The organism is Shewanella sp. SM32, from assembly GCF_025654235.1.
Classification (GTDB): Bacteria; Pseudomonadota; Gammaproteobacteria; order Enterobacterales; family Shewanellaceae; genus Shewanella; species Shewanella oncorhynchi.
This window is the reverse complement of record NZ_JAKKRO010000152.1, coordinates 1-1,236: the sequence shown is the minus strand read 5'-3', so window position 1 is coordinate 1,236 and position 1,236 is coordinate 1. Positions and strand designations below refer to the sequence as shown.

1 protein-coding gene is annotated in these 1,236 nt (G+C 43.8%); it reads right to left on the bottom strand.

Annotated elements, in window-relative coordinates:
- Nucleotides 1-9: 9 nt before the first annotated feature.
- Nucleotides 10-1,169 (bottom strand): IS3-like element ISSba3 family transposase gene (locus L5M10_RS23835; RefSeq protein ID WP_263256099.1). Its coding sequence is split into 2 segments (ribosomal slippage): nt 10-920 and nt 920-1,169, totalling 1,161 coding nucleotides; the frame shifts between segments, so codons are not numbered across the junction.
- Nucleotides 1,170-1,236 lie beyond the last annotated feature (67 nt).

Here is a 1,236-nt window from a genome sequence, read left to right as displayed (position 1 = left end):
CTGTACTGGTCAACCCAAACTGGACACTTTTAGTTGAGAATTTTCAAACTCTACAGGTGACAGATCACCATTAGCAGAATGAAGTCGCTCCAAGTTGTAATATTTCATGTAAGCAGTCACATCTTGCTTCATAAACTCCCTTGTTGGTTGATTAACTTTAAAAATCCAATCGTGTTTTAAGCTGCCAAAGAATCGCTCAACAACGGCATTATCCCAACACGCTCCCACATCACCCATGCTGGCTCGGATACCATAGCTCAATAGCAGCCTACCGAATTGCTTACTGGTATATTGCGAGCCTTGGTCACTGTGAAATACTAGCCCTCTGGCCGGTTGGCGCAGGTTGTAGGCTTTTATTAATGCCTTAGATATCAAATCCGTGGTCATGCGTTTGTCTATGTGCCATCCCACAATCCGGCGTGAATATAAATCCATCACCACAGCTAAATACATCCAGCCCTCACCCGTCTTTAAATAGGTCACGTCACCCGCCCAAACCTCATTAGCCGATACGGGGTTAAAGTTCATGTTTAGCAGGTTATCTGCCACTGCATCTGAGTGTTTTCGCTGTGTCGTCACCTTGTAAGCGCGTCGCTGGGTTGCTTTGAGTCGAAGGCGGTGCATAATTTTACGAACGAGATAGCGACCAACCTGGTAGCCTTCCTTGCGCAATTTCTTCACCATTTCACGATTTCCTAAGCTGCCTCGACTTTGCTTAAATAGCTGTCTAACAAGGCGATAAAGCTTCAGTGTTTCAAGGCTTATCACGTTTGCAGGGCGTTTATGCCAATCGTAATAGCCTGACTTACTGACACTCATTACTCGGCATAACAGTGTTATAGGAAACAGGTTAGATTGCTGTTTGATGAAACGAAATCTTACTTCATTTCTCTCGCAAAGAAGGCGCTTGCCTTTTTTAGAATTTCTTTCTCCATGCGTAATTCTTTGTTTTCTCTACGCAATCGTTTCAACTCATCACGCTCAGATTCTTCTAAGGTGATACCTTGTTTCAGGGCTTCGTGTTTTTCCTTCCAGTTGTAAAGCAGGCTCGTGCTAACTCCAAGAGACTTTGCCGCATCGGCAACGCTATAACCTTGTTCTAGCACCATCAAGACGGCTTCATCTTTAAATGCCTGCGGATAACTCTTATGTGATTTCTTCAGACTCATATAGACCTCTTAATTTATTGACCATACTGTCTCAAAATTAAGTGTCCGATGGGATTAGACCAGAACA